Source organism: Embleya sp. NPDC050154 (assembly GCF_044460165.1).
Lineage (GTDB): Bacteria > Actinomycetota > Actinomycetes > Streptomycetales > Streptomycetaceae > Embleya.
This window is the reverse complement of the sequence record NZ_JBITJP010000004.1, coordinates 170,252-195,016: the sequence shown is the minus strand read 5'-3', so window position 1 is coordinate 195,016 and position 24,765 is coordinate 170,252. Positions and strand designations below refer to the sequence as shown.

Here is a 24,765-nt window from a genome sequence, read left to right as displayed (position 1 = left end):
CCGGGTGTGCGGGTGTCGGCAAAGTGCTGTCAGGTCACCGGGTTGTTGTACGTCGAATTGACGACACCGTTCGCTTTCTGCCCGGCGGTCGCCGGATTCATCTCGTTGAGAATCTCGGTGGCGTAGGTGCGCAGCGGTGCGATGGCGAACCCCGGTGCCTGCGGCAGCATGCGCGCCGCCTCGGTCGCGATGTCCTGGGCGGTCTTGAGCATCGGGTTGTCCGCCGCCCGCTTGGGGACGACCCCGGTGCGCGCCGGCATGCTCTGGCTCGCGTCGGACCACTTCGACTGCCAGTCGGCGGTGGTCGTCATCGCCAGCAGCCGTGCGGCGCCCGATACCAGGCGGCTCGCCTTGGCCACCACGAGCACCGTTCCGACCAGCGGGACGGGCGCGGGGCGGTCGGCGACCGGGCTCGGCAGCGGGAACACGCCCAGCTTGCCCTTGAGGTCGGGGTGCGCGGCGATGAGCGAGTCGTAGATCCAGTCGCCGCCCACGATCATCGCCGTGTCGCCCGCTCCCAGCACGTCGTACGGGCTGCCGGTGTCCGCGGTGTAGTCGCCGACGTTCTTGGGGGCGGTCGAGAACGCCTGGAGTTTCTTGAAGTACACCATCCCCGCCTGCGCGGCCGGCTGGTCCAGGCGACCGCGCCAGGTCGTCCCCTCCTTCTCGGCGATCCGGCCGCCCGCAGCCCAGATCGACGACGCGATCACCTGCCAGGCCTGGCCTGGCAGGTGGACGGCCTGGAACTTGGGGTTGCCCGCGTGGAAGGCCTTCAGCCTCGCCAGTTCGGCGAGCCAGGCGTCCTGGGTCCGAGGCACCGTGAAGCCGGCCGGATCGCACAGGTCCTTGCGGTAGAGCACCACGGACAGCGCGGCGTTCTGTGGTACCGCGACCAGTTGCCCGTCGATCTCGCAGGCCTTCCGCATGGCCAGAGTCCACGAGTCGACGTCGAACAGGCCCCGGTACGCCGTCAGGTCGGCCAGGTGGCCGCGTGCGTGGTACCTCGCCAACTCGCTGACCTCCACCTCGAACACGTCGGGCGGGCTGCCCGCCGCCAGCGCGGTCGCGAGCTTCTGGTCCTCGGCGAACGTCACGACCGTGGGTCTGACGGTTGCCTGCGGCTGCTTCTCGCTGAAGCCGGTGCCGAGTTCGGTGAGCAGCACCCGCTGCGCGGTGTTGTTGTCGGCGCCGAATTCCGTGCACCACATGGTCAGTGTGTACGAACCGGTCGGCGCGCCGGGTACCTGCGCCGGTACCGACGGGGCCACGGGCTGCGAGCCGGTGGGCCCGCTGGGACTCGCCGGCTTGGCGGCCGGATCGTCGTCCCTGCCGAGCAACCACGCGGCGACGCCGCCGCCGACCGCGGCGGTCGCCGCAGCGGCGCCCAGCGCGATGAACCGCCTTCGATCGGGCGGGGTTTCCGGCTTGGGCGGCGGGAACACCGGGGCGTAGCCGGGGCGCTGCACGGGCGGCGGCATTCCGGCCGGAACAGGCGAGTGCGCGGCACCGGACGAGTGCACGGGCGCGTGTTCCGGAACGGGCGAGTGCACGGGCGAGTGCACGGGCGCGTGTGCGGGCGCGTGTGCGGGAACGGGCGGCGGCGCGAGCGGCCGGGGCGGGGCCGGGGCGCCCTGCGGAGCGGCCGCGGCCGGTGGCTGCCGCGGGTACTGCGGGGGCGGGCCGTAAGGCCCCGGGACGTTCCCTGATCCGGGTGGCCCGGGGACACCCGGTCCAGCGGCACCCATCCCTGCGGCACCTGCCGCCGGGATGCCGGCCGGTGGCCCAGGAAAACCCTTCGGCGGTGGGTCGGGCAGCGCGGACGGGTCGCCCGACTGTGCCGCGACCTGCCGGGCGAGCGGGTCGGGAAGCCAGTTGTCGAGGGAGAGTTCGCCGGTCTGCCCGGCCTGCGGCAGCGCGCGGTGCAGGACTTGGTCGGTCGTCGGGCGGGAGACCGCGTCCTTGGTCAGGCAGTCGGCGATCAGGGCGTGCAACGAGGCGGGCACCCCGTCCAGGACCGGGTCCGCGTGCACCACCCGGTACAACAACCCCGGAACCGACCCCCCGCCGAACGGCCCGTTGCCGGTGGCCGCGAAGACCAGCACGGAACCGAGCGAGAACACGTCGGACGCCGGGGCGACTTCCTCGCCGCGTGCCTGCTCGGGTGAGAGGTAGCCGGGCGAACCGACCACGAGGTCCGTCGCGGTCACCGAGGTGTCGTCGGCGGCCCTGGCGATCCCGAAGTCGATCACCCGGGGACCGTCCAGGGCGAGCAGCACGTTGGACGGCTTGAGGTCGCGGTGGATCGTGCCGGACGCGTGGATCGACTGCAGCGCCTCGGCGAGCCCCGCCGCCAGCGCGCGCAACGACCGCTCGGGGAGCGGTCCGTGCTCGCGGACCGCGTCCTGCAGGCTCGGCCCGGCGATGTACGCGGTGGCCAGCCACGGCATCGGACCCTCGGTGTCCGCGTCGACGACGGGGGCGGTGTAGAAGCCGCCCACCCGCCGCGCGACGGCCACCTCGCGGGCGAACCGCCGCCGGAAGTCCGGGTCTTCGGCCAGGTCGGGCCGGATCACCTTGAGTGCGACGGAGCGCCCGCTCGGCGAACGGCCCAGGAACACCCGGCCCATCCCGCCCGAGCCGAGTCGCCCGGTGAGCCGGTACGCCCCGAGCTGTACGGGGTCGTGCTCCTGCAGCGGCTCCATCGGCCCTCCCCCGACCCGCGCACCCCATGATCCGCGTGGGACGGCAGTCTGCCAGAGCCACCCGCCGGACGGGACTGCCGGGCGTTCTCGGGTCCACGGCCCGCCACCCGATCCGCACGTCGCCGACCCCGCCACATACGAACGGGTACGAAGGTCGGGGCCGCGCCTGGCGCAGGCGGTGGTCTCCGGACGTGGTGGCCGCGGATGAAGGTACGCAAGAAGTCGGATGTGCCGACACCGGCCCCGGCGTCAGACTGGGCGTCGGTTTGTCGTCGAGGGCGGGGAGACGAGCACGTGGGTATGGTGCGAACGACGGTCGGGACACGAGCGGCGGCCATGGCGCTCACCGTGTTGGCCGGTGCGCTCGCTGCCGCGTGCGGCACCGGGAACCAGGCGGACGACGCGAAGGGCGAACCGGCGGCACGTCGCTGTGAACCGGTGCGTTCCACTACGTCCGGCCTGTCGGAGGTGTTCCCGGAGTTGGCCCGGTTGGGTCCTGTGGTTTCCGCCGGCTGGTGTGGCCAGGCTCACGGCTCGCTCGACACGGGACGCGTGCAGGTGCCGGGGCCGTCGGACTGGGTCTACTACGGTGTCGTCCGTCTCGCCGACGGCGCCGCCGCGGAAGCATGGGGGCCGTGGAAGCCGGCCGCCGGGCCTCCGGCAGGGATACCGACCGCCCTGAGTTCATTCATACCCGCGGATGGCCAGTGGTCGTCCAACGAGGCGGGTGCCTACCTGAACCGCTCCTCCGCGACGGTCGTCCTGGGTTCGGTGCCCCTGCGGAAATGAAAGCCGCGGCAGGCCCGCCGGCGCCTCCTGGGGGTAACCGGAGCCGGGCACCCTCGCGAGCCCCCAACTACCGGCGGACGTCCTCGCCGAGGCGGCCGCGATATCGGCCCTCACCTGCTCCCGCCCGGGCGCCGACCCTCCCACGGCGGAGGAGGTACGGGCGTTTCGCCGATAGCGGAGCGTTCGGCCCCGCCGGAAAGGCCCCGGCAGGACCGCCGCCTCCACGCGGCAACAGTGGGGCCGGTGCGGCCGCGTACGATGCGATTTCGCCGGATCGGTCATGAGCACAGGAGTACGTATGGGGACCAAGGTCGTCGACAATCCCGAGAAGTCGCGATACGAGATTCTCGCGGGTGAGGACGCTCTCGAACTCGCGGGCTTCACCGAGTACTTCCTGCACGACGAGGAGATCGCCTTCATTCACACGGAGATCGATCCCCGGTTCGAAGGGCAGGGGCTCGGCGGGACGCTCGCCCGTGCGGCGCTCGACGCGGTGCGTGAACGCGGGCTCGCCGTGCTCCCGTACTGCCCCTTCATCCGTGGTTGGATGCGTAAGCACCCGGAGTATGCCGACTTGGTCCCCGAGTCCCGCCGCGCGGCCTTCGAGCTCTGACCTCGGCTGCCGAAGCGCTGCCATCCGAGAGGTGGTCGGCGTGCCGGCCGTCGACCGTCACGGTGTGTCCGCTCGCCCGAGGCAGCACGCCGACGGCGCCGGGTGAAACGTCATCGGCCGCCGGTCGCCGCTCCGGCCCAAGCTCCATGGCGGACCGAGTCGTGACCTCGACGAGATTTCGGCGGGCCGCCTGCGTAGGGAACGGCCGCGGCCGGCATGCGACTTCGGGCGTTGGTCGCGCCGCTCGATGACACGCCGTTCTTCGCGCGAATGCCGGCCGCCTCGGGCGGTGGCGGCTGGACCCGAGGCCGTGGATTGCGAACCGTTCAATCAGCTCTGTGATTCGCCGCGTCCAGGGCTGTGCGGACCAGGTCGATATCGACGGTCGGCACTGCGAGTTCCCAGAGTTGGTCGTCCGCTCGCGTGGTGAGCAGGTGGAAGAGGCCCCGCTTGATGGACCGGGACCCGGGGCCCGTCACGGGTCCGACCGTCGGCACCGAGTGGGGCTGGAGCAGCGGGATGCCGTGGCCATGCCCCCGGAAGGGGCGGTAGGGCCGCCAGACGACGGGGACGGCGGCGGTCGAATCGAGGACAAGGAGACCTTGTTTGAACCGCGTCCCCTGGCGTGCGAAGGCGGAGACGAAGATCGGAACGCCTTGTCGAAGGTCGTCGAGGTCGTCCTCGGGCTGTCTGGCCGAGCGTCTGGACACCGCACCGTGGAGGACATCCGTGAAGGTCCTCGTGCCGGCGGCCCTTCGCCCCCGCGCCGCCGTGGTGCCTCGTTGTTCGGGCGTGTTGTTCGTAGCCACTGCCAACCCCCGGCGTCGTGCCGCTTGGCGCTGGACTCGAGCGTAAATGCTCGCGTTCGGCCCGGGAAGTCGCGGGCTGTACAAGTGTCACCTGATGGCACACCTCTCGAACCGGCCGCCCAACGCGTCCTGTTCCTCGTCGGTGGACACGCCCGTCCTCGCTCATCGGTAGGACCGGTCGACCGGCCGGGATCCGGTGGACCCGGGCAGACGTCGGCGCAAGTCACCGGCCGGCGAAAGAGTGGACGCCGCAACCACCCGGTCGTGGGCGCGAGTTCGAGTGCGCCAGAATGAGAATGTGCCGCGGGCCCGGATTCCTTCGTGGTTGCGTCGCCGAGAACGCTGTGCCGCACATCTCGTCCTGCCGCTGCTCCGCCGTCGCCCTGTCCGGCCAGACCGAACCCGAGAGAGTGCCATGACGCCACAAATTCTTGCTGTCGTGAGTGGGGGACCCGGTTCCGGGAAAACAACCCTCGTCCACGCACTCGCGGATGACCTCGGCTGTCCCGCGATCATCCGTGACGACATCGCACGCGGCATGGTCATGTACACCCCCGAAGACCGAAGCGGTGGCGGTGGCGGAAATCCTCTTGGCCATCGGCCGCCGGACGCCGTCTTCGATGTACTGAAGGTCCTCGTTCGGGCCGGGGCCTCGGTGGTCGTCGAGGCCACGTTCCCGGACCGGCTGTGGCGCCCGAAACTGGAACCGCTCAGCCGTATCGCCCGGACCCGCGTCGTGCACTGCACGGTCCCGACATCGATCGCCCACGATCGAATCGCGCAGCGCGCACGGGAGAACAACCATCGATCCGCACCCGTCGATCACGACCTCCCCGACGCCATCACCGCCGAAGAACACACCCTCGAATCCGTCGTCCCCACCTCGCCGGACGTGCCCACCCTGACCGTGGACACCTCGAAGGGCTACAACCCGTCCATGGAGGAGATCATCTCCTTCGTCCGGGCAGCCCACCCCGCCGGTCCACGCTGATGACACCGCAACCGACGACGGCGGACTGACGCCCGGGAAGGACTGGGGCAGGGTGAGCCGGTTGCCGTCGAAGTCGGCCGTGACGTCGCGGATCACCAACCATCCCGGACCCACACGCTACCCGCGCTCACGCTCTGTTGTCCGGGGTGGTCGCGGCGGCGTCGACCGCGCGTGTGGTCGACGCCCCGCAATCCCGCGGGCGGTCGCGCCGGGCGCTCGAACGCGGGTCAGGGAATCGGGGAGAGGACCTCCCCGCCGCCGCCACCCGCACACCGGCAGTGTCGGCGCCGGCGACAACCGGAACGCCGTATAGGAAGAATCCGACCCACGGCCGAAGAAGGGCTCCCTCGGCTACATGGACGGCGCAGTCGCCTCCGGCCGCGACGCCGCAGCCACAATCGCCGAACTGCCGGCCCGCACAGTTCGGTAGCCCCACCCCCGACCACATCCTCGGGTGCCGCAACAGCGCCCCGCCGTGACCGAGCACGGCCCCAATCCGCGGCCACCACGAGCGTCCAACCGCGTATCGGCGCAGTTCGCTCACGTCTCGTCGGTGGAGGGTTCCCCGCTCTTCATGCCGCGCGCTGCGGAACCCCTATCGCCATGCCCATGGACGGCTTCTCCCGGTGGTCGCGGATGCGGCAGTCGGGAAGGGCGAGTTTCGGGTTCGTCCCCGACTCCCGATCACGTCTCGCCGATCCGGTCCGGCGGGTTTGCGAGGGTTTACCTGTTCCGTCGTGCGGACACTCGGGTGTTCGTCCGTGGGCGCTTTCGTCCTGCGGTTTCACGCGAGGAGCGACGAACATGACAAGCAGGTGCGGGCGTGCTGCGGGAGCGATTTCGATCGCCGCGGTCCTGGTCCTGACCGCGGCGGCCTGCGGTGACGACGACGACGGGGGCAGCGACACGTCGACGCCCAGCGCGATCGCCTCCGCGCTCGAATCCGCGGGCAAGGAAGCCAAGGACGCCGTCGCGTCGGCGAGCGCGTCCGCGGCGTCCAAGCTGGACGAGATCAAGGACGGCGTGGACGCCAAGGCGGACGCGAGCGTCGGCCCGACCGCTGTCGACGGGGACCGCACCACGGCCGAGGTGACCGTCAGCAACGGGACCGACAAGAGCGCCGACTACACGCTCAGCGTCGATTTCCGCGACGACGCCGGCAACATCCTGGACGTCGTCGTCGTCGATGTCGACGAGGTCGGCGCCGGCAAGCAGGCCAAGACCACCGCCCGCAGCCACCGCACACTCTCGGGCCCCACCAAGGCCGACATCGGCCGTGCGATCCGACACTGACCACGCCGGGCACGGCAGAGCCCGGACCGCACGGCCGGTTCCGGGCCGACACACCGGTCGGGGCTGCTCAAGCCTCACGCGGCCGATCAGCGCAGGACACCCGCCGCGACGGTGCGGCCCCACCGTGGTCGACGGCCGCCGGGACAACGCCGCACAGCCGATGCCGTAGAGGGTGGTGCCGAGGCTCTCCGAAACACGGTCGAGTCGGCCCGACACGACACGGCTCGGCCGGGTCGAGGCCGGCAACCTCGTGCCGGGTCGCGGCCGCCACAAGGCAATTCATGGTGTCGTGTCCGAGCCGAGCCGTCACGCGTCGCCGTTGACGGCGAACAGGCCGGAAAAGCAGCGCCTTCTTCCAGGCCGGCCTCCGAGGAGTGGGTCCTCGTGTCGGTGCCGGACAGCGGCTGACGCTCGGATGGCGGAGCTAGGGGGTACGTAGGGTGACCAGACCGGATTCGTAGGCGAGGACGACGAGTTGGGCGCGGTCGCGGGCGTGGAGCTTGCTCATGGCCCGGTTGATGTGGGTCTTCGCGGTCATCGGGCTGATCACCATGCGGGCGGCGATCTCGTCGTTGGACAGGCCCTGCGCAACCAGGGCGACCGCCTCGCGTTCGCGGTTCGTCAGCTCCTCCAAGCCTGTGACGGCGCCGGGGTGACGTGGCTGGGCGACGTATCGGTCGATCAGCTTGCGGGTGATGGAGGGGGCGAGCAGGGCGTCGCCGCGCGCGGCCACCCGTACGGCGTGCAGGAAGTCCTCCGGCACGATGTCCTTGACGAGGAACCCCGCGGCGCCCGCGCGCAACGCGTCGAACACGTATTCGTCGAAGCCGTAGTTGGTCAGGATGACCACGTGCACCCCGGCCAGCGCCGGGTCCGCCGCGATGCGCCGCGTCGTCTCGATGCCGTCGAGGACCGGCATCCGGATGTCGACGAGCGCGACGTCGGGCAGGTGCCGGCGGGCGAGTTCCAGGCCCGTCCGCCCGTCGGCGGCCTCGGCCACCACCTCGATGTCGTCCTCGATGTCCAAAAGCGCGCGGAATCCGCTGCGCAGCAGCGGCTGATCGTCGACCAGCAGGACGCGGATCACGGCGTGCGCTCCACCGGGAGTTCGGCCTGGACGGTGAAGCCGCCCTCGCGGCGGGGTTCGGCGCGCAACCGGCCGCCCAGGGCGGTGACCCGTTCGCGCATCCCGAGCAGTCCGACGCCGGGTTGCGGCGGGCTGTGCGGAGTGGCGGCGCCGTCGTCCTCGACGCGGATGGCCAGGATGTCGGGGCGGTAGTCGATGCGGACCGACGCGGACGCGGCGGCGGCGTGCCGGGCGACGTTGGTCAGCGACTCCTGGACGATCCGGTACGCGGTCCGTTCAACCGCTGCCGGCACAACCTGCCGTCGGCCCTCGATCGTCAGCGTCGCGTCCAGGCCGCGACTGCGGGCCCGGTCCACCAGGTCCGGGACGTGGTCGAGCCCGGGCGGCGGGGCCTTCGCGTCATCGCGCAGCGCCTCCAGGGTGGACCGCAGGTCCCGACTCGCCTCACGGCCGGCCTCCCTGATGGCCAGCAGCGCCTGTGGGACCTCCTCACCGCGCTTGCGGGCCAGGTGGACGGCGACCTCGGCCTGCACCTTGATCACCGAGATCTGGTGGGTGAGCGAGTCGTGCAGCTCCCGCGCGATGTGCAGCCGCTCCTCGTCGGCGCGGCGCCGCGCGGTCTCCTCCCGGGTGCGCTCGGCCTCGTCGGCGCGCCGTTCGGCCTGCCGCAGCGCCTCACCCGCGGCTCCGGCGGCGATCAGCCAGGCGATCTCCAAGGCGCCACGGGCCTGCGCGTACGCCGCGCCCACCTCGCGTAGATCCACCAGCGCCGCGAGCGGGAGGACGGCCAGCAGGACTACGGACGCCGCCACCGCGACCGTGCGGTGCCCCGCCCGCACCGCGGCGTACACCGCGAACAGGTAGGCGACGACCGGCACATCGAACCCGGCCGCCTGATAACCCAGCGCGCACAGCCCGGTGACGGCCAGCACCGCGACCGGGGCCCGCCGCCCGGCGGCCAAAGCCAGGCCCCCGGCCACCAGCAACACGTAGCCGAGCAGGTCGAGCGGAGCGGCGGAGCGCTCCGCGGACAACCCGGTGGCCAGCAGCGCCCCCGCCACACCGACGGCGACCGCCCCGTCCCTGACCCCCGCCGCGACAACGAACCGCCCTGTGCCCATGCGCGCACCCTAGCCCGGCGTGGCGGGCGGACGGATCCCGCTCGCGGATGAGCGGCCCGCTACCGCAGCCGCGGTAGCGGCACGGCGTTTGCGGCGTGCACGGTAGTCGGCTGCGGCCCCGGTGGCAGCGCGAAGTGTCCGCGCCCGGCGGACGACCGGAAGCGGGGCGAGCGGACAAGCTCGGGCGGTACCCAGTCGTCAGACGAGGTCGTCAGACGAGGTCGTCAGACAAGGTCGTCAGACAAGGTCGTCAGACAAGGTCGTCAGACAAGGTCGTCAGACGTCAGAGAACGTCGTCAGAGATAGAAGGAGCACCCATGTCCGTCGGATCCGTGCTTGCCGCACCGGCAGCCGCCTACGTCTCCGCCCAGCCCGCCGCCGCCGGTGTCACCGACATGGGCGCGGGGCGCATCGGAGCGATCACCGCCGCGCTGCTGGGGCTGACCGCCGTAGCCGTCGGCGCACTGGCACTGGCCCGCGCCACCGGCCGCACCCGCGCCGGCCGCATCGGCCACGGCCGCGGCGGTGCCGTGGCCGTGGCAGCAGGACTCGCCGCCCTCGCCCTCGGCGGACTGGTCGCGGCCACCGCCGACGGCGGCCTCGGCAGCGGCAACGGACTGGGCGGCGCTTACGTGGCCCTGATCGTGGGTCTCACCGGCACCACCCTGGGCGCCCTCTCCCTCGCCCGCTCCCGCCGCACCCACCCGAGCGTCTGACCCACCCTCCAACCGCGCGTGTTCGCAGTTGTTCGCGGTTCTCCCGGTGGGGCCGCCGGCGAAGGTCGACGTTGCCGAGCGAGAGCCCGCCGAAGGCCGAAGTGCGCGGGTGCGCGGGTGCGCGGGTGCGCGGGTGCGCGGGTGCGCGGGTGCGCGGGTGCGCGGGTGCGCAGCAGAATCCGGTCCTCGGACAACGCACAACAACCCGCACGCGGCACTGTGGTCAGGTGCGGTGCCGCGTGCGGGGTTCTGTGGCAGTGCGACCCGTGGGGCGGCGGCTTGGGCGGTGCCGGCCTCAGGGAACGGTGAGGATGATCTTTCCGTGGGCCTGGTGGGAGCGGAGCCGTTCGGCGGTGGAGAATCGGCGCGGGTCAGGGTGGCGAGTCGACGGTCACCGGGTGTAGCTGCGGATGCGGTAGCGCAGCCCGGACGTCGAGCACTGCCAGCCCTTGTCCTCGGCAACTGTCCACGTCGGGTCCGGTGTCGGGGCGTAGGTGTCGCCGTCCACCGTCGATTCGACTTCGGTCACCGAAAGCATCGTGGCGTATGCCAAGGCGGCACGATAGATCTCCCCGCCGCCGATCACCCATGCGGCACCAGGGACGCCCGGTTCCGACGATTCGGCTGCGAGTTCCAGAGCTTCGGTGATGGACCCGGCACGTTCCGCGCCTTCGGCCGCCCATCGTGGATTGCGAGTCACCACGATGTTGCGCCTGCCGGGCAGCGGCCGGAATCGCGAAGGCAGCGAATCCCACGTCTTGCGCCCCATCACCACTGGATGGCCCAGGGTGGTTGCCTTGAAATGGGCCAAGTCCTCGGGCAGTCGCCACGGAATCGCGTTGTCCGCGCCGATGACGCCGTCGAGGGTCTGCGCCCAGATGAGCCCGACGTTCACACCGCTACCGGGGCTTTGATGGCCTGGTGGTGCCGGTAGTCGAGCACCTCCACATCGGCGTAGGCGTAGTCGAAGAGCGAGTCGGCTCGGCGCAGGCGCAACTCGGGAAACTCGAACGGGGTGCGGGAGAGCTGCTCGGTCACCTGCTCGACGTGGTTGTCGTAGATGTGGCAGTCGCCGCCGGTCCAGATGAAGTCGCCGGGCTCGAGGCCGGCCTGCTGCGCCACCATGTGCGTGAGCAGGGCATAGCCGGCGATGTTGAAAGGGACACCGAGGAACATGTCCGCGCTGCGCTGGTACAGCTGGCAGGAGAGCTTGCCGTCGGCAACGTAGAACTGGAAGAGGGCGTGACACGGCGCGAGTGCCATATTGGTCAGCTCGGCGACGTTCCAGGCGGAGACGATCATCCGGCGGGAGTCCGGGTCGCGGCGCAGAGTGTCGAGAACATCGCTGATCTGGTCGATGTGCCTGCCGTCCGGGGTGGGCCAGGAGCGCCACTGTGCGCCGTACACCGGACCGAGGTCGCCGTTCGCGTCGGCCCATTCGTCCCAGATGGTGACCCCGTGCTCACGCAGCCAGCCGACGTTGGAGTCGCCGCGCAGGAACCACAGGAGCTCGTACACGATGGACCTGAGATGCACCTTTTTGGTGGTGACCAGCGGGAACCCCCGCGAGAGGTCGTAGCGTAGTTGGTGCCCGAAGACACTTCGAGTCCCGGTGCCCGTCCGGTCGGCTTTGGCCGTCCCGGAGGTGAGCACCAACCGCAACAGGTCTTCGTACTGGGTGTCCGCCACGGCCGTCGAGTCTACCGGCTTGCCACAGCCGCACTCGACGGCCGTGCCTCCCCCGCACGCCGCGACGCACCGGACACCGGCGGCCCGATCCGGTCAGCGGCTGACGGCTCGGAGTGCGGCGTGGCCGGCGGCGGTGCAGATGGCGGAACGCTGTCCACATGCGCGCCGAACACGTGTCTGGCGGCCGTGGCGTCCGGGGCTCGGTGAGCACGCTGAAGGTTTCCGCCCGCCGCTGTCGCAGCTCCAGTTCGATCCGCACCGTCGTGCCGCCGGCGTTCATGTCCTCGCGCAGCGCGGTGGCATCGCGGGAGAAGACGACACCCGCCGGCGGCAGTTCGGCATCCTCGGGAGCGTCGAATGTCAGGCCGATCGGGATGTCGGCCTGATCGCGGTGGAACGGGCCAGGCAGCGGCGCCGGAGGGGGTCGGGGTGGTCGACGAAGGAGGTGCGACCGTGCAGGACGGTGGTGTTGTCCAGCACGAGGAGGTCTCCGCGGCGTAGGGGTAGGCGCAGGAACAGGCTCTCGTCGCCGAGTACTTCGTCGACGGCGTCGGGGGCTTCGATCTGGGCCGGTGTCAGTGGCTCGCCGGCCGCGTGCGATCCCACAGGTACGGTCGTTCGGCGGTGAACCGTTCTTTCACCAACGCTCCCTGCGTTTCGAGTACGGCCTCTCCCCCGCGAACACACGAACCGGAGCGGGGCCGACGCCACATCGACATCGGTGACGGTTCCTCGCCCGATGAGCACGTAGCGGCTTGGGTCGGTGCGCGCTGCCGGGGCGGCCGGCGCCGTCCCGGCGCGGCGACATGTTCCCCCGCGATCAGGACGTGCGGGCTCGGGCTCCCGCGTGGACCCGCTCGGCCTCGGCCTTGATCGCCACCAAATGGGCGGGGGCCAGCTGGTCCAGCGCCCGGTTCAGCAGACCGCCGAGGTCTCGGGCCGCGGAAAGTTCGGCGACCGGCGCTGCTGGGGCGGCCGGTTCGAAGTCGTGGGTGATGGTGAGCTCCGTCGTGGTGTCCGACGTGGACACCGCCCGCCATTGCCCGGCCATCCGCTTCATCATGGGCGCGGTCTCCACCTGGCGGTAGTCGATGACGCGGCCCACTTCGTCGATGTCGCGCCGCGAGACCCACGACTGGCTGCGGCCGCCGATGTCCCCGGTGAGGGCGACGATCTGATGCGTGGGCGAACTCTCGGTGACCCGCGCGGCACTGGTCGAGGGGAACAGGCGGACCCATCCCTCCACGTCCAGCAGGACTTTCCACACGTCCGTGATCGGGGCGCCGATGGTGACGGTGTGCTCGAGGTGGCGCATGGCGGTCCCTTCGAAGCGATCGCCGGGCGATCGCGCGGCCTGCGAGGTGTGCGCTCCCGCGATCGACGTGCCGGCCGACGCGTCGGCGGGAACGCGAGGTGGTGTGGCGCGACCAATTTCGCGTACGACCCACCTTTGAGCAAAAACACGGTTGGGCCATTCGGGAGTCCGCCAAGCGCCCACGGGCCGGCGACCCCGCCACCGAGCCTGGTATCGGGAAGGCCGGAGCCCGGCTTTACGTGCCGACGGTCGGGGTGCCCGCGTCGATGCCGAGCATTTTGGCGGAGAGCACCACTTCGTCCATGGCGCTGGTCGCCACGATGTGGCCCTCGGTCGCGAGGATCCGGTCGAAGTTGGCGAGGTATTCGCCCGGAGTCGCGCCGCCGGGATCGGCGGAGAGGTAGCCCGACGCCACTCCCAGGAAGACCCGCGCGGCGCGGCCCGCGCCCACGCTGAACGTCTCGCCGGTGCACGGGGCGTTCTCGTCCGCGAGCACCGCGACGAACGGCGCGACGTATTCGGCCTTGAAGAAATGTTCGAGGAGGGCCCGCAGTCCGTCGTCGGGGATCTCGGCGGTCAGCCGGGTGTACGCGGTCGGCATGATCGCGTTGACCTTGATCCCATGGGCCGCGCCGTCCTGCGCGAGGGCTCGGGTCAGACCGAGGACGCCGGCCTTGGCCGAGATGTAGTGGCTGGTGTGGGGGATGCCCAGCACCGATGTGGAGGACGAGTTGATGACGCGTCCGTACCTCTGCGCCCGCATGACCGGCCACGCGGCGCGGATCATCTCGACGGTGCCCCAGTAGTGCACGTCGACCATGCGGCGGAACTCGGCGTCGGGGATGGCGTCGATCTCCCCACCGCCGGAGATGCCCGCGTTGTTGACCAGGATGTCGACGCGACCCCAGGTCTCGACCGCGGCACCGATGACGCCCGCCGCGTCGGTGCTGATGTCGCGCGTGTCCGCGCGCGCGGCGCCGCCCGCCGCGCGGATCTCGGCGACCACCTGCTCGGCCGCGCCGAGTTCGCCCGCCCCGGCCGGATCGTCGGCGGGCGGCTCGCCGTGGCTGCCGCCGCCGAGGTCGTTGACCAGGACGCGGGCGCCGAGTCGGGCGAGTTCCAGGGCGTAGCCGCGGCCGAGCCCACCTCCGGCGCCGGTGACCACCGCGACGCGGTTCTCGAAGGTCATACCGTCTCTTCCTTTGTCGGCGGGCCTGCCGGTGGGTCGGTGTGCGGTTGCGCCGGGTGGCGCGACGGCTCAGTGGACCGTGAGGCCGCCGTCGATGCTGACGATCTGGCCGGTCATGAAGCTGCCCGCGTCGGAGGCGAGCAGCAGGGCCAGGCCGGTCATCTCCTCGGGGTCGGCCATACGCTTGAGCGGGGCCGCTTTGGTCATGCGTTCCTGCATGTCGGGTGTCGTCTTGAGGACCATGTCGGTCTTGACGGTGCCGGGCGCCATCGCGTTGACGCGGATGTTGTGGACGGCGAGTTCACCGGCCATCGTGCGGGTGAAGGCCACCAGCGCGGACTTGCCCGCCGCGTACAGGCCCTTGCCTTCGGCGCGCGTGAACACGGCTGCGCTCACCACGTTGACGACCGACGCGCGGCCACTGGCGATCAGGTGCGGGAGCGCGTACTGGACCAGGAAGACCGGGCCGCGCAGGTTGACCGCGAACGACTTGTCCCAGGCTTCGGGGGTGATGTGCCCGACGGGCTGGGCGAGTTCGTTGGCGGCGTTGTTGACGACGATGTCGAGGCGCCCGAAGCGCGCCACGGTGGCGTCGACGAGGGCCTCCAGCTGGTCGAGTTCGCCCAGGTGGGTGGCGACGGCGAGGGCCTGCCCGCCGGCCGCCTCGATCTCCTCGGCCACGGCCTTGCAGGCGTCGGCCTTGCGGCTGGCGATCACGACCGCGGCGCCGGCGCGGGCGTAGGCATGGGCGATGGCGCGGCCGATGCCGCGGCTGCCGCCGGTCACGATGGCCACGCGGCCGGTGAGGTCGAATCGGTCGGTCACGAGGTCACCTGTTCGTCGGTCGGTTCGGAGTCGGTGCGGGGTGCGGCGTCGAGGCCGGCCCGGGCGGCGGCGTCGCGCCAGCGTGCGGCGAACCGCTCGAGGAGCTCACCCAATTGCTCGCGTTCGGCGGGGTCCCAGTCGCGGACCGCCCAGGCGATGTCGGCGAGCCATGTGCCCCGCACCCGGGCGCGCAGGAGCAGACCTGCCTCGGTGACGCGGACCAGGCTGGCCCTGCGGTCGTCGGGGTCCGGATCACGCGCGACCAGTCCGGCGACCTCGAGCGGCCGGACCTGGCGGCTGGCCGTGGACTGGTCGACGCCGAGGCGTACCCCCAGTTCGCTGACGCCGAGGGGGCCTTCGCGTTCGAGGACGGACAGGATCGACAGGCCGGACGGGTGCAACTCGACGCCGGCGACCGCCAGCAGCCGGTTGCGGTAACCCGGCAGCCGCGCCATGTCGGCCACCTGGCCGACGAACGCTTCGATCCGGCGCACGGCCCATTCGTCTGACATGGCGTCACCTTTGCATGCATCAATACATGGATACAAGACCTTCGCGAGCAGCGTTTGTCGGGGCGGTGGGGCGTGAAGCCGGTGTCGCTGTGGCACCCGGCGCTGCCGACTCCCGATGTTCGAAGTCGGGGTACACGGCGAAGCAGCCGGCGCGCGGCAGACTCCGACGCCCCCGTGTCATCGGCGGGCGACAGCGGATGCCCCTGTCGGTCCGTCTCGGATCCCATCGAACGCGTGGGTGCGCCGCCCGACGCGCGGCCGAACGCGGTGCAGCGCCCCCTACCGGGCCGCGAACCCGGGAACCTCCGGCCGACCGAACACGCCCGCGCCCCGGAGCGCCCTGGTGGAGGCGATTGTCCACGGCCCTCCGGCAGGCCGCGGATTCTCCGGCGGAGCCGTGCTCGTCCAACGGGTCGTGTCACCGATGGCACGGCAGGTTTCGTGGGTGCTCGGTGACGAGTACGGGCCGCCGTCCGCTCGCGGGTCCCGCGCGCCGCACGGTCACCGTCTCCCGACTGCTTGCGAGTCGTGGGCGGCCACCCGGAACCCCGCGGGTGTGCTTCGCACACCGGCCACCGGCGCCAGGACGGGGCGCCGGGCCCGCTCGGGAGCGACGCCCGGCCCCTCCTCACCCGTCCGAGGGGAAGCCTGCCGTCAGGAGGGCCGACAGTTGCCCGGCTGCGTCTTCCTGGAGGAGGTGGCCAGCCTCCTCGATCCAGTGCAGCTCGGCGTGCGGGATGCGCGCGTGCAGCCACTCGGCGTACTCCGGAGGAAGGATGCGGTCCTCGCGGCCCCAGATGATGCGCACGGGAAGCGAGATCCCGCCCAGCAGGTCTTCGTACGCCGCGGTATCCGCCTGCCTGATCTGGCTGTACTGGCGGTAGAACGCGGCCTGCCCCGCGGCCCCCCGCCACGGTGCGAGAAACGCGTCGAGGACTCCCGGTCGGAAGCCGACGTGTGTGGCGTGCCTCATGTGGGCGGCGACGAGCGCTTCGTGAGCGTAGTCTGGAAGCTCGCGGAAGACGTCCGCGTGCTCGAGGATGAGCCGGAAGAGCCCTCGCTCCCACTCACCGCCGGTCACCGCGTCGAAGAGGGTCAGGTCCCGGTAGTCCCTCTCCTCCAGCAGCAACGTCCGCAGTGCCACCGCCCCGCCGATGTCGTGGGCGACGACGCTGGGACGGGACAGCTCCCAGTGGTCGAGAAGCCGGGCGAAGTTCCTCGCGTGAGCCGCCAGGCTGAGGTCCTGGCCCTCGCGCTGGTCCGACCGGCCGAAGCCGAGATGGTCGAAGACATAGACCGCGCGGGTACGCGCGAGCGCCGGAGCGATGTCCCGCCACAGAACGGAGGAGTACGGGGTGCCGTGCACCAACACGACCGGGTCCCCGCTGCCGAGAACCCTCCACCGCACCACCCCCTCGGGCGTCTCGAACTCCTCGACCGGTGTCCAGCTCATCCTCGGCCTCCTCTTTTGCGCATGATCGGCACGTTTCTCCCGGCTCATGCCCGATTCCACCCCGGGCATGAGGCCCAGTGCCTCTCGAAATGATCAACAACACCGTCCATGGTTCCTGGCGCCTCCCGACCCGAAGCCTCCCTTCAGGACGAAGACTTCGGATCAGCACCAAGACTTCGCAGGCGCGGGCAGGTCAGGGTCGGCCGGCAGGTGCTCGGTGGTGTTCGCCTTCGCCGGCAGGGGCGATGCCACCGGCCAGGGCGAACAGTTCCCCGACGATCGGTGCGTCGACTCCGGTCACCGGGAAACAGACACCGCGATGTCGAACGCGGGTCCCGGCACGCAACAGCAGGTTCAACCCGGAGCAGTCGCGGAACCGGATCCGGCCGAGGTCGACCACGATCCGATGGCCCCGGTCGGGGCGCCGACGCGGCCCCGGCCACGCTCAGCGCTTCGTGTCGCGTGGCAGCAGCCACCACGCCACGGCCGCGGTCACGGCCAGGAGCACCGCCTCGGCCAGCACGCCCGTACGCATGCCGGACAACGAGAAGCCACTGCCGTCGGACCTTGTGGCCAGCGACCCGAACAGGGCCACCGCCAGCGCGCCGCCGGTCTGCCGCAGCGCGTTCAGCAGCCCGGACGCCGCTCCGACACGCTCGCCGGGCACGCTGTCCATGAGTTGGGCGGTGAACGCCGGGACGGAGAGGGCACCGCCGATGCCCATCGGAACCAGCAGGACGATCACGAGCCAGATCGGCGTGTGCGCGTCGAGCAGCAGCATGGCCAGCATCGCGCCCGCCATGATGAGCTGCCCGGCCGCGATGACCGGCCGCCGCCCGATGCGTTCCGCCAGACGCGGCGACACCAGGTTGGTGGAGGTGATGACCGCCGCCATCGGCACGAACATCAGGCCGGCCTCGGTGCCCGACATGCCGCGCAGCTCCTGGTAGTACAGGCCGAGCAGGAAGATCCCGCCGTAGAACGCCGCGTTGATCACGAAACCGACGGTGAGTGGGATGACCACCAAACGCTGCCGCAGCATCTCCAGCGGGACCATCGGCGCGCGGTGCCACCGCTCGGCGAGGTGGAAGCCCACACCGCCCGCGACCGCGATCGCCAGGGCACTGAGCACTCCCGGCTGTGTCCAGCCCGCGTGGCCGCCCTCGATGACCGCGTACGCGACCCCCGCCAGCGCCACTATCGCGGTCGCCTGGCCCATCAGGTCGAGCGGCGCCGGCCGCTTCGGGGACGGCGCGATGCGAGTCAGCAGGACCAGAATCAGCACCCCGATCGGCAGGTTGAGCAGGAACACCGCCCGCCAGCCCGGGCCTTCCGTCAGCACCCCGCCCAGCACCGGGCCGGCGGCCATCGCCACCGAGCCGCCCACGGTCCACAACGCGATCGCGCGGGCCCGTTGCCGGGGCTCGTCATAGGTTTGCCGGATCAACGCGAGCGATGCCGGGATCACGATCGCCGCCGCGGCGCCCTGCGCGACGCGCGCCCCGATGAGCGTGCCGATTCCGGGAGCCAGCGCGCAGGCGAGCGACGCCAGGGTGAACAGCGTCACGCCCCAGGCGTAGGCACGTCGCGCACCGGTCCGGTCGGCGAGCGCGCCCGCCGACAACATCAGGGCCGCGAGCATGAGCGTGTACGCGTCGACGACCCACTGCAGGCCGGTCATCCCGCTGTGCAGTGACGAGCGGATCGACGGCAGCGCGATGTTCACCGCGGACACGTCGATCGAGATCACGGTGAATCCGAGCAGCGCGGCGACCAACGCGAATGGCGACGGCCGCTGCTCCGCGCCGACGTCGGACGAGGCGCGGGCGGACCTCGCGGCGGACGGGTCGGCCGTCGGCTCGGCGCGGGTGTGCTGGTCACCGGTGTCGGTGAGCGTGCTGGTCGACATGCGCGGGGCCTCCGTCGGTGGTGCCGTGGGACTGGATCGTGCGGGCGGTCCGGCCTCCGGGTCCGCGGCCCGGTGTCGCGCACCCCCTGGGATCCCCGAAGACGGGCCGCCCGCAACGAGCACAACTCTCCCGGCCCCGGGCGAACCGTGGCAGGACGCGTTTCACCGGGGCGGGGCGTTCCGGGGTGTGACACGGCCCCCCACCTCCGAACGCCACCTGAGACAATGGTTCGATGGCTGAGGTCACCGAGCTGGGCAGGTACTTGCGGGCGAGGCGTGCACTCGTGCGCCCCCAGGATGTCGGGCTGCCCGCGGGCAATGGGCTGCGGCGCACCCCCGGCCTGCGCCGTGAGGAGTTGGCGACGCTGTCCGGCGTGAGCGTCGACTACTACACACGGCTCGAACGCGGGCGCGAGAGCAACCCGTCGCCGGCCGTCATCGACGCCGTGGCCCGCGCCCTCGGGTTGTGCGGCGACGCGCACGCGCGCCTCCACGAACTGGCCGACCTCGCGGCGGGCCGGGCCACCGATACCCCGGGGGCCACGGACCGCACGGTACGTGATTCGGTACTGCGCGTGCTGGAGGCGGTGCGCCCGCTCCCGGCGTACGTCGTCAACCGGTTCAACTACGTGTTGGCCGCGAATCCGCCCGGGCGGCGCCTCACCCCCGGACTGTGGGACCTCCCCCCGGAGCAGCGCAACATCACGCGCTACCTTTTCCTGCACCCCACCGGCCGAACGCTGTACCAGCCGTGGGAGGAGACCGTCGCGGCGTCCGTCGCGCACTTGCGCGCGGTGGCCGGCGCCGACCCCGACTCGCCGCAACTCGCCGCCCTGGTCGGCGAGCTCCTGCTCAAGTCGACGGATTTCGCACGGCTTTGGGAACGCTACGAGGTCTTCGAGCGCGGCGGTGGCCGCAAGACGTTCGATCATCCCAAGGTCGGCCTCATGACCTTGACCTTCGAGGTGATGCAGTTGTCGCGCACCGGCGGACTGCGGATGGTCGTCTACAACGCCGAGCCGGGCACGGCGGACGAGGCGGCGATGCTGCGCCTCGAATCGGCATCCGGTACCCGTACGCCGGAGGCTCCTGCGTCCGACGCCGCATCGTCCGACACCTCGCCGTCCGACGCCTCCACTTCGGACGCCTCCGTGTCGTCCTGCGCGAACGCGTAGGTCGCGGCACCGGCGCCGCCGAGAAGTACCGGTGTTCGACGGCGCGGCGACGGGCGCGGCGTGGAACCCGGTTCCGCGCGGGCCGGTTCGGCCGAGTGCGACGGGATGCGCCGGACGACGTCGTTCACCGTTTCCGCCGCGCACGCGACTGCGCACCGTCGGCCGCGGCGGTGACCAGTCCGTGCCACAGCAGGCGTCCGGGGTGCCGCCAGTTCGGGAACGCCGACCGGAAACGGGCTCCGGCCGGCGCACCGGGCACTGCGATCTCGTGTCAGCTCAGATGCCGCGCGAAGAACCTCGGCGAGCTGTCTACTTCGAACGACGGCACATCCCCGTGCCTGCCGGGGTTGGCGTGCAGCGTCTTCTCGGCCGAGGCCAGGGCGTCGAACAACGCCAGGCTCTGGTCCTGCGGCGGCCGCTCGACACGCCAAGGTGCCGGTCCCGCCCGCCGACCGGGGCACCCGGAGGTTCGTCGCCGACGCCTGCGAGCAGCGGTTCCTCTGCGCCGCCGAGCCTGACTGGGACGACGTCGCCGCCGCGCATCGGCACCTCGGCCTCGGCCGTCGTCTCCTCCCGTTGGTTCGGCGGAACCGCGTGTGCACGGCCGGATGGCGGTCGAACGTTCAGCGGACAGTCGGCCGGAGCACCCAAGCCTCGCGGATCATTCGGCGAGGGTCGGGGCAGCGCGGGACCAGCGGTGCTCGTCGAGTTCGCGGGCGATGAAGCGGGCGAGGTCGGTGCGCGTCACCTTCCGGCCGCCCTTGGGGTTGCTCGCGTCGAGGACGCGGTAGTTGCCGGTGGGGGGTTCGTCCTGCAACCGGGCGGGGCGAACGAAGGTCCAGTCGACGGCACTTCGGCGGACGATCGTTTCCATCAACCGCATGTCGTCGTACAGCTCCCGAACCAGCGGTGTGACGAGATTGCGGTACCACCAGGGGAAGTTGGGGTCGCGGTGGTGGACTCCGCCCGAGGTGACCGCGATCAGCCGGGGTACGCCGGCGCCTTCCATCGCGGACACCAGGGTCCGCGCCGCATCGGAGTAGAGCCGGTGTGCGTGCCGCCCCGGCGGTCCGATCGCGGAGACCACGACGTCGTGGCCCTCGACGGCGGAGCGTACGCCGGCGGCGTCGCGCACGTCGGCCCGCACGACGTTCGACTTCCCCGTGCCGGGCGAGTCCTCCGCGGTCGGGGGTTGCCACCGGGCCGGCTCGCGCACCGCGGCGGTGACGTCGTGGCCCAGGCGCAGGGCCTCCCGGACGACGAGCTGCCCGGTACGGCCGTTGGCTCCGAAGACGATGACGTTGCTCATGACGGGGCTCCTCACATGGTCGATGGTCTGATGCGGGTCACTCGTCGGGTGCACGAATGCACGGGTCCACGAGTGCATAGGTGCACGGGTCTGCGGGTCTGCGGGTCTGCGGGTGGGCGGTCCGCGGGTGTGCGGGCCACGGGTCCACAAGTGCGACCGAACTACCGGCCGGCCCGACACAACCCGGGGCGCGGCCCGGTCGGTCCTTCGGCTACGAGGCACGGCCGCGGTCACGGTCGCGGTCACGGTCACGGTCACGGTCACGCGGCAGCAGGAGCACCAGGGCAGCGCCGACCAGGCAGGTCGCGGTGACCACGAGTGCGCCGATGACCAGGCCGTCCGCTCCCGGGTCGGGCGCACCGGGGTCGTGGGCGGCGAAGTACACGGTGCCCAGCACCGCGACGCCCAGGGCCGTGGAGAGTTGTTGGAGTGCGTTGAGGGCGCCCGACGCACTGCCCGTCTCGGCGGGTTCGGCTGCCGCCAGGATCGATTGGACCAAGGTGCCCGACACCAGTCCCACGCCCGAACCCACGACCAGGGTGGGTATCGACAGCGCCCAGGCCGGAGATCCCGACGCGGCCACCGCGGCCAGGCCGAGCGTGCCGAGCGCCTCGACCCCCAGCCCCACGTGCAGGAGCGAGCGGCCGAGCCGGACGGCCGCCGCCGGGGCGACGAGTGAGGCGAGCCCGATGCCCACGGCGAGCGGAGACAGGGAGAGCGCGGTCTCCCACGCGGACCGGCCGAGAGCGAGTTGGAGGTGGAGGGAGAGGACGAGCAGCAGTCCGCCGAGGCCGGTGAAGAATGCGGCGGTGACCGCGAGGCCGCCGACGAACGCGGGTTTGCGCAGCAGGCTCGGCACCAGGACCGGCGAGCGGCTGGTGCCTTGACGTCGACCAAAGGCGATGAAGGCCACGATGCCAACGGCGATCTCCGCGAACGTCCACCACGGCCAACCCGCCTCCCGGCCCTGGATCAGCGGGTGGACCACGAGCGCGGACCCCATGGCGACCAGGAGGGCACCCGGCGGGTCGATCCGCACGAGCGGGTCCCCCGGGTCGGCCGGCATCCACCGCAGTGCCCCGACCACGGTCAGCACGCCGAGCGGAAGGTTGATCAGGAAGATCAGCCGCCAGTCGAGTCCGGCCGGGTCGAGGGCGATGAGCCCGCCCGCGAGGACGGGGCCGCCGACGCCCGCGAGCGCCATCACCGGTCCGAACGTCGCGAACGCGCGGCCGCGTTCGCGTTCGTCGAACGCCGCGCTCAGGACGCCGAATCCCTGCGGGATCATCAACGCGCCGAGCGCACCCTGCGCCACCCGAGCCGCGACCAGCACGGCCGGCGAAGGCGCCGTCGCACACACCGCGGAGGCCACCGTGAACCCGGCGGCGCCCAGGACGAACAGCCGCCGCCGACCCCACCGATCACCCAGCCGGCCGCCGACGATCAGCAGGACGCCGAAGGCGAGCGTGTACCCGGCGGTGAGCCACTGCATCATCGCCGCGCCGCCGCCCAGCCCGGCGCGGACCGATGGGGCTGCCACGTTCATCACGGTCGCGTCCAGCAGGTCCAGGGCTTGGGCGAGCAGCACCACCGCCAGGATCCGCCACCGATGCGGATGGGCCGTAAGCGGTGCCGCACGGGCAAGCGACGTCGAAGCGGGAACGGTCACGAGAGGTCTTCCCATCAGTCTTAACAAACACTGTTCGTCAAGCACTGTGCCTTAACGAACAGCATTCGTCAAGATAGGATGGCGCCATGCCGCAAGCCCGCTCCCGCTCTCGTCCCTCGAAATCCATGCTCGGCCTGGACGCCGTTCTGGCGGCCACCATGGCGCTGGTCGACGAGCTGGGCTGCGAAGCGGTGAGCCTGCGGCGCGTTGCCCAGGCCCTCGAGACCGGCCCCGCCTCGCTCTACGTCTATGTCCGCGATCGGCAGGAGTTGATGGCGCTCGTCCTCGACCACGCGGTGGCCGACGTGGTCGTGCCCGACGAGGGCGCCGGGGACTGGCGTACCCGCCTCGAACTGCTCGTCGGGCGCATCGTCGCCGCCCTGGCCGGCCACAACGACATCGCCTCCGTCGGCCTGCGGGACGCCCTCCCCGGCCCGCACGGCCTGCGCCTGACCGAGGAGACGGCGCGCCTGCTCCGCGCGGGCGGACTCGACGACGACGCCTGCTCCTGGGCCATCGACCTGCTCGGCCAGTACATCTACTCGACCGCCCTGGAGCACGCCGGCGACCCACAACCCCGGCGGGCCCCCACACAACCCTCGTCCAACGCCGACTCGACCGGGCCCGAGACGTTCACCACCCGACTCGACGCCACCTTCCGGGCATTGCCCGCCGAGCGTTATCCCACGCTGCGAGCCCTGGCGCCCAGGCTCACCGGCGGCGACCCGAACGCCAGGGCCGCATGGAAACTTCGCGTGATCATCGACGGCCTCCTCGCCCAACCCCCTCGCCGGCCCACAGCCCACCAAGACGACACCGCCGCACCCACGCCGACCTGACCGAGCGCCATTCGCACACCCAACTCCCCTTTCGACGGCACCACTTGCGGTGTACGCCGGACGAGCGCCGCGGTGCGGCCCCGAGCGGAGAAGGGATGGGCACTCCCATACGAACCGGCCTGCGCCGTACGGCGCCGCCACTCCGTCGACGTCGCGGCCCGGATCACGGCCCGAGCCGAGGACCGCCGCCCTCATGCGAGGGCGGCGGCCTGCGGCGTCGCACCGGTCAGCCAACCTGCCCGGTGGGCTTGGAGGCCAGGACGTCGGTGCGGCGGCCGAGAATGAAGGCGGGCACGTGCTCCAACACCTCGTCGATCGCGGCGCAACAACATCCCGACCTTCGCGGTCTACTCCGGTACGAAGGCATACGTCACGCACCTGTCCCGGTACCTGCGAGCCGATTTGCCGACCTCGTCGGCGAACTGGCCCTGAAATCAGGCGAGTTCTTCATTTGGTGGAACGACCACCGCGACCGGCGCCGCACTCACGGCGCCAAGTCCTACCACCGCCCCCTCGTCGGAGACCTCCACTTCTCCTACGAGTCCTTCCCCGCGCCCGGCGAAAGCGACCAGACCCTGTGGGTCTACAACGTCGACCCCGGCTCCGAAACCGCCCCTTCCCTCCCACTCCTCGGCAACTGGACGGCACCACAGCGGGACACGCTCCCCCGACCCGATCCGACCATCGCACCCGAGGCAACCCCGTAACGATGTCGCCGGACGGCACCGAACCGGAGTTCCGAACCGACCGGGCGTCGGCC

23 protein-coding genes and 1 pseudogene are annotated in these 24,765 nt (G+C 71.5%); 8 read left to right on the top strand and 16 right to left on the bottom strand.

Annotation, left to right across the window (positions count from 1 at the left end):
• Positions 1-29: 29 nt before the first annotated feature.
• The gene (locus ACIBSV_RS10410; RefSeq protein ID WP_395861322.1) at positions 30-2,702 is read right to left on the bottom strand and encodes a serine/threonine-protein kinase; all 2,673 of its coding nucleotides are present in this window, start codon (positions 2,700-2,702) and stop codon (positions 30-32) included.
• Between the two features lie 336 nt (positions 2,703-3,038).
• On the opposite strand from ACIBSV_RS10410, the gene ACIBSV_RS10405 reads away from it, so the two are divergent.
• Both ACIBSV_RS10405 and ACIBSV_RS10400 read left to right on the top strand, forming a co-directional pair.
• Positions 3,039-3,491 carry a hypothetical protein gene (locus tag ACIBSV_RS10405; RefSeq protein ID WP_395861320.1) on the top strand — a complete coding sequence of 151 codons (453 nt, stop codon included), beginning with the start codon at positions 3,039-3,041 and terminating at the stop codon, positions 3,489-3,491.
• Positions 3,492-3,789: 298 nt separating this feature from the next.
• Positions 3,790-4,104 carry a GNAT family N-acetyltransferase gene (locus ACIBSV_RS10400; RefSeq protein WP_395861318.1) on the top strand — a complete coding sequence of 105 codons (315 nt, stop codon included), beginning with the start codon at positions 3,790-3,792 and terminating at the stop codon, positions 4,102-4,104.
• 326 nt (positions 4,105-4,430) lie between these two features.
• Here the strand turns inward: ACIBSV_RS10400 and ACIBSV_RS10395 are convergent, their stop codons facing one another.
• Entirely contained in the window at positions 4,431-4,583 is a 153-nt protein-coding gene (locus ACIBSV_RS10395; RefSeq protein WP_395861316.1) for a hypothetical protein, read from the bottom strand.
• Positions 4,584-5,154: 571 nt separating this feature from the next.
• Here ACIBSV_RS10395 and ACIBSV_RS10390 point away from each other — a divergent pair.
• Entirely contained in the window at positions 5,155-5,904 is a 750-nt protein-coding gene (locus ACIBSV_RS10390; protein WP_395861314.1) for an AAA family ATPase, read from the top strand.
• A gap of 804 nt (positions 5,905-6,708) precedes the next feature.
• A complete protein-coding gene (locus ACIBSV_RS10385) occupies positions 6,709-7,197 on the top strand; it encodes a hypothetical protein (RefSeq protein WP_395861312.1) in 489 nt (162 codons plus the stop codon).
• A gap of 424 nt (positions 7,198-7,621) precedes the next feature.
• On the opposite strand, the gene ACIBSV_RS10380 is transcribed toward ACIBSV_RS10385, so the two are convergent.
• The gene (locus ACIBSV_RS10380; protein ID WP_395861311.1) at positions 7,622-8,284 is read right to left on the bottom strand and encodes a response regulator; all 663 of its coding nucleotides are present in this window, start codon (positions 8,282-8,284) and stop codon (positions 7,622-7,624) included.
• Positions 8,281-9,405 (bottom strand): sensor histidine kinase, encoded by a 1,125-nt coding sequence (locus ACIBSV_RS10375; RefSeq protein WP_395861309.1) that lies wholly within the window; start codon positions 9,403-9,405, stop codon positions 8,281-8,283. Before ACIBSV_RS10375 ends, ACIBSV_RS10380 begins: the two co-directional genes overlap by 4 nt.
• Before the next feature lie 317 nt (positions 9,406-9,722).
• Here ACIBSV_RS10375 and ACIBSV_RS10370 point away from each other — a divergent pair, with 317 nt between their 5' ends.
• Positions 9,723-10,121, top strand: coding sequence for a DUF6223 family protein (locus ACIBSV_RS10370; RefSeq protein ID WP_395861307.1), 399 nt, complete (start codon positions 9,723-9,725; stop codon positions 10,119-10,121).
• Between the two features lie 391 nt (positions 10,122-10,512).
• Here the strand turns inward: ACIBSV_RS10370 and ACIBSV_RS10365 are convergent, their stop codons facing one another.
• From ACIBSV_RS10365 to ACIBSV_RS10325, 9 genes are all read right to left on the bottom strand, one after another.
• On the bottom strand, positions 10,513-11,016 hold the full coding sequence (locus ACIBSV_RS10365; protein ID WP_395861305.1) for a dihydrofolate reductase: 504 nt from the start codon (positions 11,014-11,016) through the stop codon (positions 10,513-10,515).
• The gene (locus ACIBSV_RS10360; RefSeq protein WP_395861303.1) at positions 11,013-11,810 is read right to left on the bottom strand and encodes a thymidylate synthase; all 798 of its coding nucleotides are present in this window, start codon (positions 11,808-11,810) and stop codon (positions 11,013-11,015) included. The genes ACIBSV_RS10365 and ACIBSV_RS10360 overlap by 4 nt, the downstream gene beginning before the upstream one ends.
• A 360-nt stretch (positions 11,811-12,170) precedes the next feature.
• The gene (locus ACIBSV_RS10355) at positions 12,171-12,416 is read right to left on the bottom strand and encodes a TauD/TfdA family dioxygenase (RefSeq protein WP_395861302.1); all 246 of its coding nucleotides are present in this window, start codon (positions 12,414-12,416) and stop codon (positions 12,171-12,173) included.
• Between the two features lie 214 nt (positions 12,417-12,630).
• Positions 12,631-13,125 carry a type II toxin-antitoxin system RatA family toxin gene (locus ACIBSV_RS10350; RefSeq protein WP_395861300.1) on the bottom strand — a complete coding sequence of 165 codons (495 nt, stop codon included), beginning with the start codon at positions 13,123-13,125 and terminating at the stop codon, positions 12,631-12,633.
• A gap of 235 nt (positions 13,126-13,360) precedes the next feature.
• Positions 13,361-14,314 carry an SDR family NAD(P)-dependent oxidoreductase gene (locus tag ACIBSV_RS10345; RefSeq protein WP_395861298.1) on the bottom strand — a complete coding sequence of 318 codons (954 nt, stop codon included), beginning with the start codon at positions 14,312-14,314 and terminating at the stop codon, positions 13,361-13,363.
• Between the two features lie 69 nt (positions 14,315-14,383).
• Positions 14,384-15,139: an SDR family NAD(P)-dependent oxidoreductase gene (locus ACIBSV_RS10340; protein ID WP_395861296.1), complete on the bottom strand. Its 756-nt coding sequence runs from the start codon at positions 15,137-15,139 to the stop codon at positions 14,384-14,386.
• Entirely contained in the window at positions 15,136-15,651 is a 516-nt protein-coding gene (locus ACIBSV_RS10335; RefSeq protein ID WP_395861294.1) for a MarR family winged helix-turn-helix transcriptional regulator, read from the bottom strand. The genes ACIBSV_RS10340 and ACIBSV_RS10335 overlap by 4 nt, the downstream gene beginning before the upstream one ends.
• 628 nt (positions 15,652-16,279) lie before the next feature.
• Positions 16,280-17,104, bottom strand: a complete 825-nt coding sequence (locus ACIBSV_RS10330; RefSeq protein ID WP_395861829.1) for an alpha/beta fold hydrolase — start codon at positions 17,102-17,104, stop codon at positions 16,280-16,282.
• 445 nt (positions 17,105-17,549) lie between these two features.
• Entirely contained in the window at positions 17,550-19,013 is a 1,464-nt protein-coding gene (locus ACIBSV_RS10325) for an MFS transporter (protein ID WP_395861292.1), read from the bottom strand.
• Between the two features lie 233 nt (positions 19,014-19,246).
• Here ACIBSV_RS10325 and ACIBSV_RS10320 point away from each other — a divergent pair, with 233 nt between their 5' ends.
• Complete coding sequence (locus tag ACIBSV_RS10320) at positions 19,247-20,188, top strand: helix-turn-helix domain-containing protein (protein ID WP_395861290.1); 942 nt, start codon at positions 19,247-19,249, stop codon at positions 20,186-20,188.
• Between the two features lie 271 nt (positions 20,189-20,459).
• On the opposite strand, the pseudogene ACIBSV_RS10315 reads toward ACIBSV_RS10320, so the two are convergent.
• From ACIBSV_RS10315 to ACIBSV_RS10305, 3 genes and pseudogenes are all read right to left on the bottom strand, one after another.
• Positions 20,460-20,618 (bottom strand): annotated as a pseudogene (locus ACIBSV_RS10315) (alpha/beta hydrolase); the annotation flags it as partial.
• Between the two features lie 231 nt (positions 20,619-20,849).
• The gene (locus ACIBSV_RS10310; RefSeq protein WP_395861288.1) at positions 20,850-21,497 is read right to left on the bottom strand and encodes an NAD(P)-dependent oxidoreductase; all 648 of its coding nucleotides are present in this window, start codon (positions 21,495-21,497) and stop codon (positions 20,850-20,852) included.
• A 211-nt stretch (positions 21,498-21,708) separates the two neighbouring features.
• Complete coding sequence (locus ACIBSV_RS10305) at positions 21,709-23,166, bottom strand: MFS transporter (RefSeq protein WP_395861286.1); 1,458 nt, start codon at positions 23,164-23,166, stop codon at positions 21,709-21,711.
• Positions 23,167-23,252: 86 nt separating this feature from the next.
• Between ACIBSV_RS10305 and ACIBSV_RS10300 the strand changes: the two genes are divergently transcribed.
• Both ACIBSV_RS10300 and ACIBSV_RS10295 read left to right on the top strand, forming a co-directional pair.
• Positions 23,253-24,005, top strand: coding sequence for a TetR/AcrR family transcriptional regulator (locus ACIBSV_RS10300; protein ID WP_395861284.1), 753 nt, complete (start codon positions 23,253-23,255; stop codon positions 24,003-24,005).
• On the top strand, positions 23,909-24,712 hold the full coding sequence (locus tag ACIBSV_RS10295; RefSeq protein WP_395861283.1) for a hypothetical protein: 804 nt from the start codon (positions 23,909-23,911) through the stop codon (positions 24,710-24,712). The genes ACIBSV_RS10300 and ACIBSV_RS10295 overlap by 97 nt, the downstream gene beginning before the upstream one ends.
• Positions 24,713-24,765: the final 53 nt, after the last annotated feature.